A 17,834-nucleotide genomic window follows, 5' to 3' on the forward strand; every position below is an offset into this window, starting at 1 on the left:
CTCCTACCTGAACGCGGCGCGCCGGAAACTCCTCACAGCGCCTTGCGCCGGATCAGCAGCCCGAGCACCAGCAGCCCCGGAACGAGCGGCAGCCACATGGTCAGCAGCCGGTAGCCGAGCACGGCGGAGGCGGCACCGGACGCCGGAGTGCCGGCGGAGGTGAGCGCGAGGGCGAGCGCGGCGTCGAGGGAGCCGAGCCCGCCGGGGGTGGGCAGCAGGGCGGCGGCGCTGCTCGCGGCGAGATAGAGCAGCGCGACCCTGGCCGGGGACAGCGGCAGCGCCACGGCCTGGGTGACCGCGATCAGTACCGCGCAGTGCAGCAGGGCGAAGGCCAGCGACCCGCCCCACAGGGCCGCCGCACGCCGAGGCCGCGCGTGGACGGCCCGGATGTCGGCCACCACGACGGCGAGAACCCGTCGGCAGCGCCCGCTGCACAGCAGGACCGCCGCCACGCCGACCACGAGGATGACGACGGCCACGCCTCCCCCGGACAGGGACGGCACCCGCAGAACTCCGGGGCAGGCCAGGGCGAGTACGGCGATCAGGGCGCCGCGGACCACGCCGCCCGCGGACGCCTTCACCGCGAGGGCCGTCGCCGCGCGCCCTGCCGACATGCCGCAACGCATGAGGAAGCGGAGGTTGACCGCGCTCGCCCCGAGCCCGGCGGGCAGCACATGGTTGGCGGCGGAGGCGGCGAACTGCGCGGCCACGAGCCGCCCCGGCGGCAGCCTCGCGGTCACGGCGCCCTGCTGGGCCAGCGCCGAGCACAGCCAGGTCATGGCCGCGGCGGACGCGGCGACGAGCAGCCAGCCCTGGTCGGCGCCGGCGAGCCGGACCGCTCCGGTCTCCAGCACCGGCCAGTGCCGCCGGGCCAGATAGCCGGCGCCCATCAGCACGGCGAGCGTGAGGGCGCTGTGCCAGTATGCGCGTCTGCGGTCGGGCGGCGCGAGGACCTGCTCGGACGTCATGCGGGCCCCGGTGCGATGTGGACGTCCAGGCCGTCGAGGCGATGGGTCTGCCAGGTGCGGGCGAATTCGGGTGGGGTGCCGCCCGGCGGGGTGAGGGCGGCGACCGGGATGGTGCGTGCGGTGCGCAGGATGTCCGCCTTCGTGGTGTTGGCGTTGTGGCCGCGGATCGCGCCGGAGGAACAGCCGGTGTAGTAGGCGACGGGGATGGCCTCGTGCCCGGTGAGCAGACAGGGCGGGCGCACGCCCAGGCGGTGCAGTTCGGCGGCGCTGCGGGTCCAGTCGCGGCGGTCGGCGGTCGTGCGCTCCACGACGCGATCCAGGACGACGTACTGCACGGCCAGATGTCCCGCCAGCCCGACGGCGACCAATGTCGCGACGACCGGCCGCCATCGCCCGTCCGGCGCGGTGACCAGGTGGCGCAGCGCGTCGGCGACGGGGACGGCGAGCAGCGCGTAGGCGGGCAGCAGGAAGCGGGGGGCGGCGTATTCGATCAGGAACAGGTAGGGAACGGCGGCTGTCGTGGCGCACAGGAGCGGTACGAGGGTCCGCGCGGTGCGTCCGGCGCGCACGGCGACCGCGAGGCCGAGGGCGGCAAGCAGCGGGAGCACGAACCACCACAGGGTCACCGCCGGGTTGGGCATCTCCATGGTGCAGGGGCGGCACAGGGTGCGTCCGACGAGGCTGCGCAGCTGGTCGTCGACGGCGTTGTGCCAGCCGAGTCCGCCCTGGATCCGGGAGGCCTCCGACAGCCGCTCGACCAGGCCGCCGTGGCTGACGAACGCCTCGATCACCCACGCGACGGCACCGGAGGCGAGCCCCGCCACCAGAGCGAGGACGAGCCTCCATTGACGTATCGCCACGACCAGCAGGGGCAGCGCGCCCCAGGCGGCGTCCGTGGGCCGCATCAACGCCATGAGCGCGGCGCCCGCCGCGACGCCCCACAGGGCACGCCGGTCCTGCCGGTCGGAGCGGGCGCGCAGGAAGCAGCCGACGCAGACCAGGGCGCCGATCGCGACCCAGTAGTTGGGCATGGCCTGCGGGGCGTAGAAGAGGGTCACCCACAACGTGGCGAACAGGGCGCCGGCGGTGGCGAGGACGCCGGCCGGGAACAGTCCGCGCCAGGTGCGCAGGGCAAGGTACAGACCGGCTCCGGCGAGCAGCGCGAGGTAGACGCGCAGCAGCGTGGTCGACGTCGACCAGGAGGCGATGGGCGCCACCAGCACAGAGACGCCACGGGCACGCGGGGCGCTGAAGAAGGCGGCCGGTGCCTGGGTGCCGACCTGGCTCACGTACACGGTCTCGTCCCAGCCGAGGCCCATGGAGGGGTGGACGAGCGCGAGCTGCGCGAGGGTGAAGGCACCGGCGACCACCGCGAGCGGGCCCCTGCCGTGGGCCCGGCCGAACGCACCGGGCACGGTCGCCTCGTCGCGTCCTCCCCTGCCGACGAGCATGGCGTTCGACCCGCGCGCCATCGTCCACCCCTCACCCCTGTACGTCGTGGGCTTCCTCAGCCCGCCAGCCGGAGGGGCTGAAGGCGGGAGCCCCGGAAACATGGACAAAGTATCCCGGGCAGGGCATGGTCAGCCCTCCGTGTGCGCCCAGGAGCGTGATGTCCTCCGTCAGTCGTGCGGGAACGAGTGGTGCTCGTGGGCGACCAGCCGGCGGCCGTCCTCCTTGCGCAGGCCGAGGGTGAGCCGCAGGCGCAGGGTGGGGCGCTCGGTGAGTTCCTTGGCTCTGCGTGGACTTGTCGGTGGCTCTGCATGGACGCGACCTCGTCCTCTACCGACTCTCCGCATCGGCGCACCTCATCGCCGGGCAGGGTGCCACACTCTGCTGTGTGCCTGTGACCTTCGACGACCTCCTCACCCGCGCCCGCGGTCTCGCCGACGGCCGCCGCCGCGTCCTCGGGATCGCGGGCAGCCCCGGCGCGGGCAAGACGACGCTCGCCGAGACCCTCGTACGGGAACTGAACGCGTCAGGGGAGCCGTGGGTGGCGCACGTTCCCATGGACGGCTTTCATCTGGCCGACGTCGAGTTGGACCGGCTGGGTCTGCGCGAGCGCAAGGGCGCGCCCGACACCTTCGACGCGGCGGGGTACGCGGCGCTGCTGCGGCGGCTGCGGGAGGAGGTCGACGGCACGGTGTACGCGCCGGGCTTCGAGCGGGTGCTGGAGCAGCCGATCGCGGGCGCGATTCCGGTGCCGCCGACGGCCCGGCTGGTGGTGACCGAGGGCAACTACCTGTTGCTGGGGACGGGGGCGTGGGCGCGTGTCCGGGCGCAGTTGGACGAGGTGTGGTTCTGCGAGCTGGACGAGGAGGAGCGGATCCGGCGGCTGGTCGCCCGGCACGAGGAGTTCGGCAAGGGTCACACGGAGGCGGTGGCGTGGGTGCTGGGCACGGACCAGCGCAACGCCGACCTGGTCGCCGCGACCCGGGACCGCGCCGACCTGATCGTCCCGACGTCCCTCGATGTCGGAGTGTGATGCGGCTCAGCCGCGCAGGGTGAGCCGCGGTTCCCCTCGCTCGTCGCCGGCCGGTTCCCCGATCACGGCGGTGAAGGCCTCGGTCCGTACCGTCAGCCCCTGCTCCCCGAGCTCGAACTCCGGGGAGAACGGGCCCTCGGCGCCGTAGCGCACGGCGAAGACGTGCAGGTCACCGGGCACGCCCGGCGCCGGTTCGGCCTCCAGCGCCGTGGACGCGACCAGGTGACGCCAGCCCTCGTCCGGGTTGCCGTAACCGCGCGGATCGGCGGCCAGGGCGAAGGCCGCCAGCTCCTGGGTCGTCTCCGAGCGGGCGTCGAAGTGGTCCGTGCGCTCCGGCTCCGGGTGGGTCAGACGGAGTTCGCCCGCCGCCGCCACCTCGCCGGTCGCGACCCTGCGCACACGGTCGCCGTCGTCGGCGGCGTACGGCAGTCCGGCGAGCAGGTACGGCGATCCCGGCAGCCGCTCGACGGCCACCGTCATCCACAGCCGCGTGCCGTCGGTGACGTACAGGGACCGGACATGGCGCAGGACGTGGTCGCGGCCGACGACCGGCTTGGTGACCAGCTTGGCGGTCAGGCCGTCGGCACGCAGGTCGCGGACGCGGACCTCGCCCATGGGGCGGCAGTGCAGGAAGCCGTCCGTGACCGGGCCGAAGCCGTGCTGGCGGTTGACGGCGGCCGGCAGGTAGTAGGTGCCGCCCGCCTCGACCACCGCCGGGGTCATCCGGTCGGCGAAGGCCACCGAGACCGTGCCTGAGCGCAGTTGGTGGCGGGCGGCCGCCGTGGCCGGCTCCCGGTGCCAGCGCGTGCCGTCCTGGATCTGCCAGATCAGCATCCACGCGAAGTGGCCGTCGATCCCGCCGTCCGCCTGCGCCGCGTGCCGGCCCCAGCGGGTGTCGCCCCGGTAGCGGCCGAGGTCGGAGCCGATACGGCGGCTGAAGTAGCGCAGGCCCAGGACCGATTCGAAGCCGGAGTGCTGTTCGCTGTAGCGGGGGCCGCCGATGTCGAAGCCGCCGGTCGTCAGGCGGGCGTCGATGTAGCGGGCGAGCGTGTCGCCGTCCTCGGCGAAGATCTCCTCGCCGCTGACCCGGTGGGCCTGGGCGAGGAAGGACAGGGAGATCGGGCCGTAGTTGTTGTCGTAGGCGCCGCCGTGCTCGGGGGGCAGCAGGGCGCCCCGGTCGCGCACCCGGTGGGCACGAATCTTGTCGGCGTACAGCTCCAGCGCCCGCGCGCGCACCGCCTCGCCCTGTTCTTCCGGCAGATGACGGGCCAGCATCAGGCCGCCGACCACACAGCCGATCGCCTGGTTGCCCGCCTCCTGCGGGTTGAAGAAGGTCGCCTCGGTCAGCCAGCGCCAGTAGCCGTGCGCCAACTCGAGCAGCTCGGTGCGCTGTTCGTCGTCGACCAGGCCGTCCGTCGTGTCCAGCAGGTTGACCGTCTGGAGCAGCGCCCACACCGTGCTGGGCCAGTCCCCGATGGGGTGCGCGCCCGCCGCGAGGGTGTAATGGGCGTACGGCAGACCGGAGTTGCGCACCTTCAGGTTCGGGTAGCCGGGGTTGTCCTCTACGTACACCCGCTCCCGCAGATGGAAGGCGAGACTGCGACGCACCCCCTCCGGCAGCCGGGGATCCTGCGTGCGCTGCCAGGCGAACGCCAGCAGCGACGTCACGCCGAGCGAGGTGTCGCCGATGTCGTCGACCGCGTCGGGGTGTTCGAGATTGCCGTCCGGGGTGATGCGGGCCAGGGCCTGCTCGGTGACGTCGGCGAGGACGGCGTCGTATGCCTCGGGGGTGTCCGGCAGGTCGTGCAACGGGCCGCGCTGGTGCGGGAGATGCATCTGACTGTCCTCAGCCGTGGGGGTCATTCGACAGGTGCGGTCCGGTGGGCGCGCAGGGCGACGGTCAGTGTGTGCGGGCCGAGTCCACCGAGGTAGACACGGTTGCCGGTCGTCGCGTCGGTGCCGCCCACCACGGTGTAGTCCTGCCCCGGGTCGTACCGCAGTACGTCGCTCCGGTCCGGCCCGGCGAGCGGTTCGCCCGACTCGACGCCGGCCTCGACCCGGATCTCGTCGTCGCCGACCCGGTAGGTCATCGGTTCGGTCGTCAGGCACCAGCGTCCGTCGCCGATCGGTACGGCGCCCTCCGGCACGCCGCCCGGGCGGAAGGTCAGTTCGAGGGCCCAGGGCACCCGTGGTCCGCTGATGTCGATCCGCAGGTCGGCGCCGTCTTCCCGCAGGTCCACTTCGACGCGGGTCGTGTGGGAGACCTCGTCCCGAGGCCGGTCGGGGAAGGCCATCGCGGCCGAGAAGCGTCCCTCGTCCACGAGCCGGTAACCGCCGTCGTCCCGCCTCTGGTCCGGCGGGAGCGGCTGGTAGTAGGCGGCTGTGAGGGTTTCGGTGAGCCGGTAGTGGTTGTCGGTGAGTTGTTGCATGTCGGCGGCGCGGAACGGGCCCAGGTCGAAGAACCCCCGCGAGAGCCGGACCGCGTCCAGGACGGCGTCGCCCGCGAACAGGCGCAGGAAGGTGGGGTTGCAGGCGAGGCCCGAGCGGATGCGCCGGTGCTCGGGCACGTCGGAGCCGCCGTACACCACCGTGTGTGCGGTGGCCGAGGCGCGTGCGGCGAGGCGTGCGGTGGTGAGGTACCGGTCGCGCTGAAGGGGCTCCGCAGTCGGGGCCGGCAGGGCGCGGCACAGGTCCGGGGTGAGGAGGGTCTCGGCGAGCAGGTCGGGGTCGTCGATACCGTCGGCGGCCGCCAGCCGCGCCACCCGGGCGAAGTCGCCCCGGCCGGTCCGGATCGCGAGCAGCCGGTAGTGCGGCAGGTAGGGCGCCAGCGGGAACGGGTGGTTCTGGTCCTGCCGTCGTGAGTGGACCGTCTCCACCGTGCCGTCCGGCCTGATGAGGTCCAGGGTCGTGGCGAGATTGCGCTCGACGGCGTACAGCAGGTCGGCGCGGCCGAGCACTTCGGCCAGCAGAAGCAGCGACGGGTTGGACACGTGGGCCGCGTAGTTGGCGCTGCGTTCCGAGTACAGGCCCTCCGCGTCGATGTCGATGCCCTCGGCGAGCCACTCCTCGATGCGGTCGAGCAGCCGGTGGTCGGGGAACGACCGGTGCAGGCGGGCCAGCGCCGCGCTCAGCTCCCAGCGGTGGTTCGGGGTGTGCACTCCGCCGGTCAGGAGACTGCCGGTGGCGGCGTCGGCGATCTCGGCGAGCGCGGCCGTGACCTCGCGCAGTTCGGGCCCGGCGCCGGCGGCGAGGACGTGCGCGTCGCACACGTCGTTGACGGTGAACGCGGAGTCCGGCGGTGACTGCACGTTGTCGCCGCCCGCGAAGAGGCCCGAGGCCGTCTGCACGGCCAGCAGGGCACGGAGGTGGGCGATCATGGCCGCGACGGCCTGTCCGCTGCCGCGCAGTGCCGACTCCGGGGAACGGTACGCCGCGACCAGGGTCTTCACCCGGCGTGCCAGAGCGCGGTGGGGCACGCCGGAGAGTTCCTCGTCGGGGCCGGCCGCCAGTGGGGCGGCCGTCCGGTCGGCGGCGCGGGCCGCCGACCGGACGAACTTGTGGTCGAGCGGGGTGGGCACGATCAGTCCTTCAGTCCGGCGTTGATGTCTGCGTTCATGACGTAACGCTGGAACACCAGGAAGACGATGATCAGCGGAACCATGGTGATGACCGAGCCGCCGAGCACCACCGACCAGTTGATGTTCTGCGCGCCGACAAGGCTCTGGATGCCGATCTGCACGGTGAACTTGCTGGGGTCGTTGAGCATCAGCAGCGGAAAGATGTAGTCGTTCCATCGCCACTGGAACGACAGGATGGCGAGGGTCAGCATGATGGGCCGGGAGATCGGCACCATGATCCGCAGGAAGATCGACAGTTCACGCGCCCCGTCGATGCGGGCGGCCTCGAGGAGCTCGTCGGGGACCGTCAGGAAGAACTGGCGGAACATGAAGCATCCGGTCGCGGTGAGCAAGGCCGGGACGATGATGCCGGCGAGAGAGTTGTACAGGCCCAGGTCGCGGACCACCAGGAACTGCGGGGCGAGCATGACCTCGCCCGGCAGCATCGTCGTGGCGAGGATGCAGACGAAGAACGCCTTGAGCCATTTGTTGTCGTACTTGGCCAGCGCGTACCCCGTGCAGCAGCTGACTCCCACCGTGAGGATCGTCGCGACCACACACACGATGGTCGTGTTGATGAAGTACTGGGAGAAGTTGGCGCTGCCCCATGCTGCCTTGTAGCCCGCCAGGGTGGGGTCGTCCGGAAACAGCGCCAGCGAGGAGAACAGGTCTCCCGCCGGTTTGAAGGAGCTGAGGACGAACCACAGCACGGGAAACCCGTAGAGGGCCGCCAGGACCCACAGCAGTGTCGTCGCGGGCACCGCGCGCCGAAGCCCACCACTGGCCGCGCCACGGGGCCGCTTCCTGGGAACAGCCCGTGCGGGCTCGGCATCAACCGGGCGTGGCATGTCTGTGGTTTTCATCGGTTCTCCACCCGCCGGTTGACCATCATCTGGATGATCGCGACGACCATCAGGATGAGCATGAGCACGAACGACGCGGCGCTCGCGTAGCCGATCTGGCCCGACTTGAAGCCGGTCTGGTAGATGTACTGGACAAGCAGGTTGTTCGACGTTCCGGGTCCGCCGTTGTTGAGGGAGGCGAACAGCGGGTATTCCTTCATCCCGTGGATCGTGTTGAGCAGGATGACGATGAACGAAGTGGGCGCGATGCTCGGCAATGTGATGCTGATGAACTGGCGCCACGGACCGGCACCGTCGAGCGAGGCCGCCTCGTAGTACGACACCGGTACGTTCTTGATCGCCGCGATGAACAGCAGCATCGAGAAGCCCGTCCAGGCCCAGGATGCCGCCACCACCACCACGATCAACGACAGGTCCGCGTTCGACTGCCACGGAACGGCACTTCCGCCGAGCTTCTCGATGACCTCGTTGACCAGTCCGAAATTCTCACCGAACAGCCACCGCCACAGGACACCCACGACGATGGGCGACAGCAGCCACGGGATGAAGAAGAAGACGCGGGCGACCGACACGCCCTTGGCGTGCTTGCTCACCAGCACGTTGGCGATCAGCAGCGAGAGCACGAAGTTCAGCGGAACGAAGAGCACGGTGTACAGCAGCGTCCGGGTCAACGCGCTGTAGAAGATCGAGTCCCCGAACAGGTTCTGGTAGTTGTCCAGTCCGACGAACTGGAACGCCCCGATGCCCGTGTAGTTCGTGAAGGAGTAGACGAGCCCGATCACCGCCGGCCAGACGAAGAACAGCCCGAAGAGCACCACATTGCCCGCGACGAGGACGAGCGGCGCGACGGTGTACTTGCTGCGTCTCCTGGGCGGGCTCACGGACATGTCCGGGGCGCGATTTTTCATCTTCCTGACTCCGTGCTGGTGGAATGGGTTCCCTGTGGGCTCACGCCATGAGCCCGGCATCACATGGGCGACAGGGCCGGGCGGCGGTACGACCACGCCGCCCGGCCCTGTGGCCTACGATCCGCCGCCGAGCTGCTGGTTGTAGCCGGCCACGATGTTCTCCAGGGCCTTGTCGGCCGACTGCTGGCCGTTGATCGCCTTGCCGAGCTCCACCTTGGTCGGGTCCTCGGTGAGGGTCTTGCCCTTCAGCGCCCAGCTCGTCTGCGCGGTGTTGAAGTAGCCGGAGACCGGGTCGTAGAGCGGGATCGACTCGTTGTAGAGCTTGAACGCCGCCTGCGCCGCCTCGGACTTGAAGGGGTACTTCGGGTTCAGACCGCTCTCGACGGGCAGGAACCCGGACGCCTCGCACAGCGCCTGGTAGTGGGCCGGCTCGTACAGCCAGGACAGGAACTTCTCCGCGGCGGCGGCCGCGTCGCCGTTGTTGTTGAAGCCCACCGTCATGCCGCCGCTGTTGACGTCGCTGGCCTGTACCGGCTGAGCCGGAGTCGGGACGCTCGCCCACTCGAACTTCGTGATGCTCTCCGCGTAGGCGGCGACCTGCCACACGCCGGACCAGTAGGCGACGACGTCACCGCTCTGGAACATGGCCGACGGGTCGGCGCCGCTGGTCCACACCGACTTCGGCATGGTCTTGTCGTCGTTCCACCCGACGAAGGTGTTCACGGCCTTCTTGGTCGCCGCGTCCACCGAGAACTTGCCGGAGTCGTCGGCCTGGACGTACTTCCCACCCATCTCGTACACCATGGCGCGGAGCCGGGACGGCGACTGGTCAAAGGTCAGGGAGTACTTGGCGTTGGTCTTCTCCCGGACCTCGTCCGCCGCCTTGATGAACTCGGTCCAGGTCCAGGTCTTGTCGGGCGAGGTCGGGTAGTCGACGCCGGCCTTCTCGAAGAGCGACTTGTTGATGAACATGCCGGACGCGGTGACGTCCGAGGGGATGGCCAGCACCTTCCCGGACGAGTCCTTGGCGACGAAGTTGCCGTTGATCTTGTTGCTCTTGTTGTTGGCGATGGAGCCGAGGTCGATCAGCTTGTTCGCCCAGATCGGGTCGATCTTCGGAACCGACGCCACGTCGGGCAGGGAGTTCGCCTGCGCGGCGCTGCGCAGCTTCGCGTCGTAGCCGTCGTAGGGAACATTGACGAGCTTGACGTCGACGCCGGCTTCCTTCTTGTACTGCGCCACCATCTTCTTCCAGCCCGCGTCCTGCCCCGGAACCGTGGAGATCCAGAACGTCAGCGACTTGGAGGTTCCGCCCGAGCCGGAGTCCGACCCGCAGGCGGAGAGCAGCAGGGCACCTGCCGTGGCCACGGCAGCGAGGGGGACCAGGCGGCGTATGCCGCCGCGGCCGAGTCGGCGGGAGCGCCGCGCACCTACATTGGTCATCTTCGATCCCTTTTTTCGTCGCAGGGGACGGAGCACGGCGCCGACCGAGGCGGCACGGATGCATTTTGCAGGAAACGTCGCTTTCCGGGGGCGCGGCCTCGCCCGGCCGCGTCATCCTCACGGGCGAGGTCCCCGGCCGTCATGGCCGTCACCGCACGGGCACGCCCTCGTGCGGTTGCCGTACATCGAGTACCGGCGGGACGCTCGCTCCAAGCCGGCGTCCCGGCCGACTTAGAAAGCGCTTGTCCGGACATTGGCAGACCGAGCCGGAACCCGTCAATCCTTGGCCCCCGCGGCGTCGGTCACGGTTTGGACTCCTTGGGCGACCGCGAGCCGGGAAGCACCCACCACGGTGCCGAGATCACCGACCGTGCTGCTCACCACCTCGGTGGGCCAGCTCAGACGCGCCATCTCGGCCCGCACCCCCGGCAGCAGCTGCGGATCCGCGCCGGTGCTGCCGCCCAGGACGATCAGTCCGGGGTCCAGTACGGCGGTCACGGCGGCGGCCAGCCGGCCGATGTCGGCGGCGTGGCGGTCCACGACCGTACGGGCCGTGGCACGGCCCTCCTGGGCGAGGGCGAAGAGCTGCTCGGCGGTGCGGGGGCAGGACCCGTCGGCGTCCGGCCAGGCCTCGGCGGCCCGGCGCAGCAGGGAACGGGCGCCGATGTACTCCTCCAGGGCGTCCTGGTGGGGCTCGCGGCCCTCGTCCCAGGGGTAGGGCAGCCGGGCGAGCTCACCGGCGGCGCCGTTCGCCCCGCGCAGCACCTGGCCGCCGACAACGATGCCGAGGCCGATACCGACGCCGATCCGCAGATAGCCGAAGGTGTTCCGGCCGCGGGCGGCGCCTTCGTGAAGCTCGGCGAGCGCGGCACAGTTGACGTTGTTCTCGAGGTGGACCGGCACGCCCCGGGGCAGGGCGACGGCCATGGCGTCGAAGAGGGGGCCGGCCTTGGCGGTCGCGGGGCGCTGTCCTACACCCCCCTCCCCCGCCGGGACATCGCCGACGGCGACGACGATGGAGCGCAGCGGGGCGCCGTCGGGCAGGGCGAAGACGGCCTCGCGCACGACGTCGGCGGCCTCGTCCCGGGAGCCGGTGGCCTGGGCGAGCAGGGTGCCGTCCAGGGCGCAGCCGCGTACCCGGGTGAGGGCGGGGCCGAGGTCGACGGCGAGCACCGCACCGGCGGCCGGTCCGAGTCCGTAGACGGCGGCGGAGCGTCCGGTGGCGCCGGAGGCGGTGCCCGAGTGTGCGGCGAGACGGGCGCTCTCCAGTTCCGCGACGGCGGAGGACACCGTCGGCTTGGACAGGCCCGCCAGGCTCGCGAGCTGCGGCCGGGTCGCCGTGCCCGCCCGGGCCAGCACGGCGAACACCGCGCTCGCGCTCTCGGTCAGGCGGGGTGGTTCCGCCACGTCGTGTTCCACAGTTCTCCCACGCGAGGTCGAGCGCCGCGCTCCGGGGTCGTACCTCTCCAGGGGATGCGGCGATGGGATGCCATGCGATTTCTCTTGACGCACTGTACTTCGTTAGTTAACTTCCTAACGAAGTCACGGTACTCGCCTGCCGTGGTCCGTCAGAGGCCCGTCCCGGGGCTTCCCTAGGTTCTTCAACTGCCCTTCCTCCCCACACGGTCTCGCCCGCCGTCGCAGCACAATGCAACGACGAAAGAGGATCCGTGCAGGACGCTTCACCTTCTGGCCCTCTCGTGGTCGGTATCGACGTGGGCGGCACCAAGACGCATCTGCGCGCCTTCGCGGGCGACACCCCGGTCGCCGATCACGTCCGCTCCAGCAGTGGCTGGCGGCCGCACGACCCCGTGGCCGCCGCCGGCTGGCTGGCCGTGCTGGCCGCCGAGGCCCTGCCGGCGGGCTCGCGCCCGTCCGCTCTGGCCGTGGGCGGTCACGCCTGCGAGACCTCCCGTCAGTGCGCCCAGATCCGTACCGCGCTGGAACTCCACTTCGACGCGCCCGCACTGGTCGTGGGCGACGCCGAACTCCTCGTCCCCGCAGCGGGCCTGGACAAGGGCGTCGGCCTGGTGGCCGGCACCGGTTCGGTCGCGGTGGGGCGCTTCGCCGACGGCCGCCCCGTCCAGGTCGGCGGCTGGGGCGCGGTCCTCGGCGACGAGGGCGGCGCCGCCGGTCTCGTCCGCGAGGCCGCACGCGCCGTATGGGCGGCCCATGACCGCGGGGAGGAGCCCGACGCCCTCGCACTCGGTCTCCTCGCCTCCTTCGAAGTCGCCGAAGTCCCGGCGCTCGGGGCGGCGCTGGAAGCCGCCAAGGACATCTCCGCCGAGTGGGGCCGGCATGCCCCGGCCGTGTTCGCCGCTGCCGAAGCGGGCTCGCCGCTCGCCCGTGCAGTGATCGCAGACGGCGGCCGGTCGCTGGCCGCGCTCGTCGAACGGCTCGCCGCGCGCGGGGTCGTGGTGGACGACGTGGTGGTGGCGGGCAGCACGGTCCTCGCCCAGCCCGCCCTGTACGACGCCTTCGCCTCCGCCCTCACGGACAGGGTGCCCACAGCCAGGCCACAGCCACTGCGGGTGCCGCCGGCCGAGGGCGCGGTGGCGCTGGCGCGTTCACTTCTGTGACACCTGCCGGACGGCGGGCCCACCCTCGTCCGACACAACCCGCCCGTAGATCTTCGCTCGTCCCCGGCCGAACGGCCGAAGAACTCCAGAGAGGCAGCAGCATGCCGTCATCCGCCGGGCCCCGGTCCACCGCGCCGGTCAGTGAACTCGCCGTGAACAGAAGGGGGTTCCTCCGGACCTCCCTCGGTGTCTCGGCCGGTGCTCTGGCCGCGCCCACCTTCGCGGCGTGGCTCGGCGCCGCGGACGCGAAAGCCGCCACGGCCGCCGCCGCGTTCGTCGACGACTACAAGACCAACGTCACGGCGAACCTGACGCCCGAGACCAACGCGGTGGTCCGCGCCCTCGGCGGTTTCGCGAAGGTCTGGAAGACCGGCGGCGCCTGGAACACGGGCATACCGCTGCTGCCCGAGGTGCTGCGGGCCAACATGCGCTACTGCGCCCGCGTCACAGCCACGCGCACGGACGCCCAGGCGAAGGACGCGTTCCTCTACGACCGCCAGCACCAGAGCTACTCGGTGATCGGCGGCCTCGGTCCGCTGGCCGAGTTGTACAAGTCGGGTGCCAAGGCGGTCACGTCGATCACCAGCGCGCCGGACGGCACCCCGGACGCGAAGATCAGCGACACCCTGCCCGCCGACGCCCCGGCCGGCTCCGCGCTCGGCGCCGGGTCGTACGACTCGGCACTCGGTCAGGTGGCCAGGCTGGTCGACACGGTGCGCGGCCCCTTCGCCTCCAGCAACCCGGCCAAGTTCGCCTTCCAGTACCCGCGTCCGTGGCGCATGAACGAGGACAGCGAGGTCGTCGACACCGGGAAGAAGGACGCGTTCGGCTTCCCCGTCTACGAGTCGGACGTGATCGTCGCCCCGCAGCTGCTGCGGCAGCGCGGCGAGACCCCGGCCGAGGACGGCGGCTTCCCCAGCGGCCACACCAACGCCATCCACCTGGCGGCCCTGGCCTTCGCGTACGCCGTCCCGGAGCGCTTCCAGGAGATGGTGACCCGCGCCTTCGAGCTCAGCCACACCCGCATCGTGTCGGGCATGCACTCCACGGTCGATGTCATCGGCGGCCGCGTCATGGCCACCGCCCTGGCCGCCGCCGCCCTCGCCGACCCGGCGAACGCGCCTCTGAAGAAGGCGGCGCGGGCCCAGGCTCTGGCGTACTTCCAGGAGCGGACCGGCACGACGGCCGACACGCTGTACACCTACGCGCATTCGGCGGGCACGGACACCGACCCGTATGCGGACCGTGCCGCGAACGCCCGCACGGTCACGCCGAAGTTGACGTACGTGCTGACCCGGCGCGGCGGCAACCGGCCGCTCACCGTCCCGAAGGGCGCGGAGGTGCTGCTGGAGACGCGGCTGCCGTACCTCGACGCTACGCAGCGGCGCGAGGTGCTGCGGACGACCGCGCTGCCCTCGGGCTACGTCCTGCTGGACGGCTGGGAGCAGTGGGGCCGGCTCGACCTGTTCGCGGCGGCGGACGGTTACGGCGCCTTCGACTCGGACGTGACCGTTACGCTGGACGCCTCGGCCGGCGGCTTCGGCGCGGCCGACAGCTGGCGCAACGACATCGACGGCGACGGCGGCCTCACCAAGCGCGGCACCGGAACGCTGACCCTGACCGGCCACAACCGGTACACCGGCGGGACCGTTCTGGCGGACGGTGTCCTCGTCGCCGCCTCGGCGCACGCCCTGGGCCACGGCGAGGTGCGGGTCACCGGCGGCACCCTGCGCGTGGCCACCAGGTCGACGGTGAAGATCCACGGCACGTACGCGCAGGAGTCGGCCGCGCTCGAGGTGACGCTGCGTTCGGGTCGCGGCCCCGCCCTGGAGGTCACGCGGCGGGCGGTGCTCGGCAAGGGCAGCTCGCTGTCGCTGCGGCTCGACGCCGACAAGCCGCCGGCCGCGGGAAGCACGGTGCGTGTCATCGGCGCCCCGGTGCTGCGTGGCCAATTCGACCGTATCGAGCTGAACTCGGACACGCTGCGGGCCGTACCCGTCTACACGGCGGACGGTCTGTCGGTACGACTCCTGAAGCGGTAACGCCCCGACGTGGCGGGAGCTGATGCAGAGTGGCCCCATGAGGCGGCTCTGGATCACTCCCGTCACCGCGCGGCCGGTGTCACCGCGGGGTGGATGATGGCGCGCGAACAACGGGAACTGGTCCTCGATCCCGGGACGGAGGGGCACCCTCCGCCGTCCGTGACGGCGGTGGCCCCGCCACGCCCGTCGCGCAGGCGCCTGCTGGTGCCGCTGCTGGTGGTCGTGCTGCTCGCCCAGATGGCCGTGGCGATGGTGACCACGGCGGTGCAGCAGACGCCGACCATCGACGAGCCCGTGTACGTCGGCACGGCCGCCGTCTATCTGCACGACCACAGCCTGCGGTACAACCCCGAGCATCCCCCGCTGGGGAAGCTGGTCGTCAGCGTCGGTGTGGCACTCGCGGATCCGCATGTCGACCGGTCGCGGCCCAGCGATCAGGGCGTGCTGGGTCGGCATCTGCTGTACAAGTCCGGCAACGACCCGTGGCAGCTGATGTTCTGGGCCCGCCTCCCGGTGATCGTGCTGACGCTGCTGTTCGGGCTGGTCGTGTTCGCGTTCGCCCGTGAACTCGTGGGCGCGGCGGGCGGTTTGACCGCGCTCGCCCTGTACGCCTTCTCTCCCGACCTCATCGCCCATGGCTCGCTGGCCACACTCGACGTACCGGCGGCCGGTTTCCTGCTGACCTCGGTGTGGCTGCTGTGGCGGGCGCGGGTCCGGCCACGGCTGTATCTGCCGCTCGCCGGGGTGGCGTTGGGTGCGGCCCTGGCGACGAGGATGAGCGCGCTGGCGGCGGTTCCGGTGCTGGTGGTACTCGCCGGGGTGTCGGTGTGGACGGCCGAAGCGAACGGGCGCCGGGCGGGCGCGTGGACCGACCGTCGCAGGGCGCTGCTGCGTGCCGCCGCGGGTGCGGGCGTGCTGGCGCTGGCCGCGATCGCCGTCGTATGGGCCACCTATCTGGCCGTCGACCCGCGGCTGCGCTGGACGCCGCAGCAGCATATGCCGGCGGTGGGAGGGCTGCGGGGGCTGCTGGTCGATCTGCTGCCGCTGCCGGAGGCGTACCGGGACGGGATGCGCATCCAGTTCGGGCTGGAGACCCGGCCCTGGCAGAGCTTCCTGTTCGGGCGGGTGTACACGGGGTCGCTGTGGTACTACCTCCCGTCGGCGCTACTGGTGAAGACACCACTCGGCATGCTCGCGCTGTGGGTGGCCGGCGCCGTCGCACTGCTCGCGGTACGGCGGCTGCGGCCCGCGGCGCCGTATCTGCTGCTCGCCCCCGCCGTCCTGTCCGCCGTGGCCATGAACGGGGCGCGGGACTTCGGCACGCGGTACGCCGTCTTCGTGCCGATGTTCCTCGCGGTGGCGGCGGCCGGTGTCCTGGCACTGCGGTGGCGATGGCGGTTCGTGGCGACGGGCGCGCTGGTGCTGTTCGTGGCGGTCAGCTCGCTGCGCACGTTTCCCTACTATCTGCCGTACTCCAACGAGGCGTTCGGCGGACCCGCGAAGACGCATCTGCGGCTGCACGACTCCAACGTGGACTGGGGCCAGGATCTGGGCCGGCTCGCGGACCGGCTGCGGGAGCGCTATCCGGGTGAGCGGATCTGGCTGGTGTACAAGGGCAGCGGGGTGCCGTCGTACTACGGCATCGACGCGACCGACCCGCGCTCGGTGCCCGCTCGTGAGGTGCGCGGGTTGCTGGTCGTGTCGGACTCCAGCGTCGCCAAGGCGAAAGGGCGGCTGGCCGAGTTGATCGACAGCAGTCGTCCCATCGACACGGTCGGTCATTCGATCACGATCTACCGACGGTGATCGTTTCGGTGTGTCTGAGCTATGTTGAACGACTGTGGGAGACAAAGGAGGCGCACCGGTGCCATCGCCGCAGCAGGCACGTGCACAGGCGTCCGCGATCACCTCGGGCAAGTCGGCTCCGGAGGCGGAGGCCGCTCCGAGTTCCCAGCTCAGGACGCTTTTCGACCGGCCGCGGCTGTCGCCGGGACAGCGGCGTATCGCCCAGTACCTGATCGAGCACATCACCGAAGCGGCGTTCCTCTCGATCACCGATCTCGCCGAGCGGGTGGGTGTGAGCCAGCCTTCGGTGACACGGTTCGCCGCGGCGGTCGGCTTCAGCGGTTACCCCGCGCTACGGGAGAAGCTCCAGTCGATCGCGCTCGGCACGCTCGCCGGCGGCCCCCCGGCGGCCGAGGAGAACCAGGGCAACGAACTGCAGGCGGCCGTCGACGCCGAGATCGAGAACCTGGAGAACCTGCGCCGGGACTTCGCCGACCCCGGCCAGGTGATCGACACCGGCCGCAAGCTGTCGGAGTCGACGCCGCTGACCGTCCTGGGCCTGCGCATCTCGGTGTCCCTGGCCGAGTACTTCGCGTATGCGGCCCGCCGGGTCCACCCGGACGTACGGCTGGTGACGCGGGGCGGCAGCGTCGCCTACGACGCACTGCTCCAGTCCCGTGAGGCGGGCGGCACGTGGGTGCTGGCGTTCTCCATGCCCCGGCACGCGCAGGAGACGCTCAACGCCGTACAGGTCGCGCGCAACGCGGGACTGAAGGTCGCGCTGATCACCGACCTGGCGCTCGGACCGGTGGCCGACGAGGCCGACGTCACCTTCGCCACCGGCACCGGCTCCCGGCTGGTCTTCGACTCCTACGCCGCGCCCGGCGTGATCGCGGCGGCCCTGCTGCAGGCCATGACCGACGCCGACCCCGAGCGCACCCAGGCGCGCCTCGAGGAGTACGAGCAGATCTCCGACCAGCACCAGTTCTTCCTCCGGGACTGAGAAGCAGGACGCCCACCGCACCCCCCACAGAGGGCTACAAGGGCATCAATCACCTCATACCACGCATGAATGTTTTCATGCGTCTTGCAAACCGGACGGTATATATAAATACTTCACACCCGGACGCCCGGAGCCGCCGTCACC

At 71.3% G+C, this 17,834-nt stretch carries 13 protein-coding genes and 1 pseudogene; 5 read left to right on the forward strand and 9 right to left on the reverse strand.

Annotation, left to right across the window (positions count from 1 at the left end; genetic code table 11):
- Positions 1 to 32 precede the first annotated feature (32 nt).
- From OG828_RS03430 to OG828_RS03440, 3 genes and pseudogenes are all read right to left on the reverse strand, one after another.
- Positions 33 to 968 (reverse strand): lysylphosphatidylglycerol synthase domain-containing protein, encoded by a 936-nt coding sequence (locus tag OG828_RS03430; RefSeq protein WP_328500043.1) that lies wholly within the window; start codon positions 966 to 968, stop codon positions 33 to 35.
- Entirely contained in the window at positions 965 to 2,440 is a 1,476-nt protein-coding gene (locus tag OG828_RS03435) for a hypothetical protein (RefSeq protein WP_328500044.1), read from the reverse strand. Before OG828_RS03435 ends, OG828_RS03430 begins: the two co-directional genes overlap by 4 nt.
- A gap of 147 nt (positions 2,441 to 2,587) precedes the next feature.
- Positions 2,588 to 2,695: pseudogene (locus OG828_RS03440) on the reverse strand (DUF4440 domain-containing protein); the annotation flags it as partial.
- 110 nt (positions 2,696 to 2,805) lie between these two features.
- On the opposite strand from OG828_RS03440, the gene OG828_RS03445 reads away from it, so the two are divergent.
- Positions 2,806 to 3,450 carry a nucleoside/nucleotide kinase family protein gene (locus OG828_RS03445; RefSeq protein WP_328500045.1) on the forward strand — a complete coding sequence of 215 codons (645 nt, stop codon included), beginning with the start codon at positions 2,806 to 2,808 and terminating at the stop codon, positions 3,448 to 3,450.
- 6 nt (positions 3,451 to 3,456) lie between these two features.
- Here OG828_RS03445 and OG828_RS03450 read toward each other — a convergent pair whose 3' ends face one another.
- The 6 genes from OG828_RS03450 to OG828_RS03475 form a co-directional block, all read right to left on the reverse strand.
- Positions 3,457 to 5,286, reverse strand: coding sequence for a hypothetical protein (locus OG828_RS03450; protein ID WP_328500046.1), 1,830 nt, complete (start codon positions 5,284 to 5,286; stop codon positions 3,457 to 3,459).
- Positions 5,287 to 5,309: 23 nt separating this feature from the next.
- Entirely contained in the window at positions 5,310 to 7,028 is a 1,719-nt protein-coding gene (locus OG828_RS03455; protein WP_328500047.1) for a hypothetical protein, read from the reverse strand.
- 2 nt (positions 7,029 to 7,030) lie between these two features.
- A complete protein-coding gene (locus tag OG828_RS03460; protein WP_328500048.1) occupies positions 7,031 to 7,930 on the reverse strand; it encodes a carbohydrate ABC transporter permease in 900 nt (299 codons plus the stop codon).
- Positions 7,927 to 8,838 carry a carbohydrate ABC transporter permease gene (locus OG828_RS03465; protein WP_328500049.1) on the reverse strand — a complete coding sequence of 304 codons (912 nt, stop codon included), beginning with the start codon at positions 8,836 to 8,838 and terminating at the stop codon, positions 7,927 to 7,929. The genes OG828_RS03460 and OG828_RS03465 overlap by 4 nt, the downstream gene beginning before the upstream one ends.
- A gap of 114 nt (positions 8,839 to 8,952) precedes the next feature.
- Positions 8,953 to 10,281: an extracellular solute-binding protein gene (locus tag OG828_RS03470; protein ID WP_328500050.1), complete on the reverse strand. Its 1,329-nt coding sequence runs from the start codon at positions 10,279 to 10,281 to the stop codon at positions 8,953 to 8,955.
- A 276-nt stretch (positions 10,282 to 10,557) separates the two neighbouring features.
- Positions 10,558 to 11,688 carry an ROK family transcriptional regulator gene (locus tag OG828_RS03475; protein WP_328350036.1) on the reverse strand — a complete coding sequence of 377 codons (1,131 nt, stop codon included), beginning with the start codon at positions 11,686 to 11,688 and terminating at the stop codon, positions 10,558 to 10,560.
- Between the two features lie 263 nt (positions 11,689 to 11,951).
- On the opposite strand from OG828_RS03475, the gene OG828_RS03480 reads away from it, so the two are divergent.
- The 4 genes from OG828_RS03480 to OG828_RS03495 all read left to right on the forward strand — a co-directional run bounded on the left by OG828_RS03480 (position 11,952) and on the right by OG828_RS03495 (position 17,690).
- The gene (locus OG828_RS03480; RefSeq protein ID WP_328500051.1) at positions 11,952 to 12,860 is read left to right on the forward strand and encodes an N-acetylglucosamine kinase; all 909 of its coding nucleotides are present in this window, start codon (positions 11,952 to 11,954) and stop codon (positions 12,858 to 12,860) included.
- Between the two features lie 101 nt (positions 12,861 to 12,961).
- Positions 12,962 to 14,902 carry a phosphatase PAP2 family protein gene (locus OG828_RS03485; protein ID WP_328500052.1) on the forward strand — a complete coding sequence of 647 codons (1,941 nt, stop codon included), beginning with the start codon at positions 12,962 to 12,964 and terminating at the stop codon, positions 14,900 to 14,902.
- A 93-nt stretch (positions 14,903 to 14,995) separates the two neighbouring features.
- Entirely contained in the window at positions 14,996 to 16,708 is a 1,713-nt protein-coding gene (locus OG828_RS03490; protein WP_443062368.1) for a phospholipid carrier-dependent glycosyltransferase, read from the forward strand.
- 58 nt (positions 16,709 to 16,766) lie between these two features.
- Positions 16,767 to 17,690 (forward strand): MurR/RpiR family transcriptional regulator, encoded by a 924-nt coding sequence (locus OG828_RS03495; RefSeq protein WP_328350039.1) that lies wholly within the window; start codon positions 16,767 to 16,769, stop codon positions 17,688 to 17,690.
- The last annotated feature ends 144 nt before the right edge of the window (positions 17,691 to 17,834 follow it).

Source organism: Streptomyces sp. NBC_00457 (assembly GCF_036014015.1).
Taxonomy (GTDB): domain Bacteria; phylum Actinomycetota; class Actinomycetes; order Streptomycetales; family Streptomycetaceae; genus Streptomyces.

Excerpts from the sequence above, each read along its gene's own strand:
- OG828_RS03430 (WP_328500043.1), bottom strand. The coding sequence starts at position 968 with ATGACGTCCGAGCAGGTCCTCGCGCCGCCCGACCGCAGACGCGCATAC.
- OG828_RS03490 (WP_443062368.1), top strand. The coding sequence starts at position 14,996 with ATGATGGCGCGCGAACAACGGGAACTGGTCCTCGATCCCGGGACGGAG.
- OG828_RS03470 (WP_328500050.1), bottom strand. The coding sequence starts at position 10,281 with ATGACCAATGTAGGTGCGCGGCGCTCCCGCCGACTCGGCCGCGGCGGC.
- OG828_RS03450 (WP_328500046.1), bottom strand. The coding sequence starts at position 5,286 with ATGCATCTCCCGCACCAGCGCGGCCCGTTGCACGACCTGCCGGACACC.
- OG828_RS03465 (WP_328500049.1), bottom strand. The coding sequence starts at position 8,838 with ATGAAAAATCGCGCCCCGGACATGTCCGTGAGCCCGCCCAGGAGACGC.
- OG828_RS03435 (WP_328500044.1), bottom strand. The coding sequence starts at position 2,440 with ATGGCGCGCGGGTCGAACGCCATGCTCGTCGGCAGGGGAGGACGCGAC.
- OG828_RS03460 (WP_328500048.1), bottom strand. The coding sequence starts at position 7,930 with ATGAAAACCACAGACATGCCACGCCCGGTTGATGCCGAGCCCGCACGG.
- OG828_RS03485 (WP_328500052.1), top strand. The coding sequence starts at position 12,962 with ATGCCGTCATCCGCCGGGCCCCGGTCCACCGCGCCGGTCAGTGAACTC.